2 protein-coding genes are annotated in these 1,818 nt (G+C 47.6%); both read right to left on the bottom strand.

The genetic code is table 11. The features are described from left to right. Positions 1-951, bottom strand: a 951-nt coding sequence (gene fabV, locus ACQY6Q_RS06855) for an enoyl-ACP reductase FabV (RefSeq protein WP_427979451.1), incomplete at its 3' end; no start/stop codon positions are given. A 105-nt stretch (positions 952-1,056) separates the two neighbouring features. After that, positions 1,057-1,818: ATP-binding cassette domain-containing protein (locus ACQY6Q_RS06850; RefSeq protein ID WP_427979448.1), on the bottom strand; the 762-nt coding region annotated here is incomplete at its 5' end.

The raw sequence follows: 1,818 nt of genomic DNA, 5'->3' as shown, positions 1-1,818 counted from the left end.
GAACAGGCGCTCGCTGAACATGCGGTAGATTTGTTCCATACAGCCTTCGTGCAGGCCTTCTTGGCGCATCTTCTTAAATACCATTGCAATATACAGTGGCATCACAGGGATGGCAGAGCTGGCTTGAGTGACAACGCTTTTGAGCACGGCAACGTTAGCACTGCCGCCTTTGGTTGCTAGCTTATCATTTAAGGCTTTAGCCGCGCGGTCTAAGTCCATCTTGGCTTGACCTAATGCGCCGTGCCAGTATATTGGCCAAGTCAGCTCAGTGCCGATATAGCTGTAGGCTACGGTTTTGCAGTTATCGCTTAATACACCAGCCTCGGCGAGTGCGTTAATCCACAGTTCCCAATCTTGACCACCCATCACTGTGACAGTATCGGCAATTTCTTGCTCAGTCGCAGGCTCAACGGTGGCTTCGATAATGCAGTCTTTGTTGGTATCAACGGCAGTCGCTGTATACACTTCACCGATTGGCTTGAGTGCAGAACGCACTAGCTCACCTGAGTCAGGCAGTTTGCGCACGGGCGATGCTAATGAATAGACCACCATGTCCACTTGACCTAAATCTTGCTTGATAAGCTCGATAACTTTTTGCTTAGCTTCATGGCTGAAAGCATCGCAGTTGATGCTCTTAGAGTACAAACCTTCAGCTTTGGCAAACTTGTCGAAAGCGGCAGAGTTGTACCAGCCCGCGGTACCAGGTTTGGTTTCAGTACCCGGCTTTTCGAAGAACACGCCAATAGTTGCAGCATCGCTACCGAAGGCGGCGGCAATGCGTGAAGACAGGCCATAGCCACTTGATGAACCAACAACAAGCACTTTCTTTGGACCGTTGGCGATTTTGCCTTTGGCTTTGGTTAAAGCAATTTGTTCTTGAACGTTAGCTTCACAACCAACGGGATGAGTTGTGGTACAAATGAATCCACGAATTTTGGGTTTGATAATCATGTTTAAGCTTCTTCTATCAAAATGACCAATAGGATAAATACTTCGGCGGCTAAATGGCATCTATTTTTAGCCAATTCGCCTGAATATTTAAGTGGTTGGAGCAGTTTAACGCTTATGAACAAACAGGCTCTGCTCCTGAATCAGCCTTTGGGTATATTCGTGCTGAGGCGAATTAAATATCTGTTCTGTTGGGGCTTTCTCAACCATCACGCCTTTGTGCAACACCATAATTTTATCGCTGACATGGCGAATAATATTGAGGTTATGGGACACGAAGATATAGGACAAGCCTAAGTCCTTCTGCAATTTAAGCAGCAGGTTGAGGATCTGTGAGCGTACCGAGAGATCCAAGGCGGTTAAGGCTTCATCGGCGATGATGATCTTGGGATTGAGCATCAGTGCCCGCGCCACCGCAACCCGCTGTTTTTGACCCTCAGAAATCATATGGGGATAAAAATCCGCATGCTCGGGTAATAAACCGACCTTCCTTAAGGTATCGATCACTTGGCCACTACGCTCCTTGGCGGATAACTCAGTGTTAAAGCGCAGCGGTTCATCCAGTAATTGACCAATGGTGAGCCTTGGGTTGAGTGAGGTATTGGGATCTTGGAAAATCATCCGAATAAGGCGGCAGCGCTGCTTAATATTGCGGCTGTCCAGCGCCTCGCCCTCAAAGTAAATTTCACCGCCGCTGCGGGGTTCTGCGCCCACCAAAATACGCGCTAAAGTACTCTTACCTGAACCCGCTTCACCCACGATAGCTAAGGTTTCGCCCCGGTTTAATTCAAATGAAACCGATGCTTCTAAAGATGGATGGGGTGCCATATTAAAGCAAAAACCTAATAAGTACTCACCAAAATTAGAAGA

The sequence above is a fragment of the Agarivorans sp. genome (assembly GCF_050295395.1).
Lineage (GTDB): Bacteria > Pseudomonadota > Gammaproteobacteria > Enterobacterales > Celerinatantimonadaceae > Agarivorans.
This window is presented reverse-complemented; position numbering and strand designations above follow the sequence as displayed.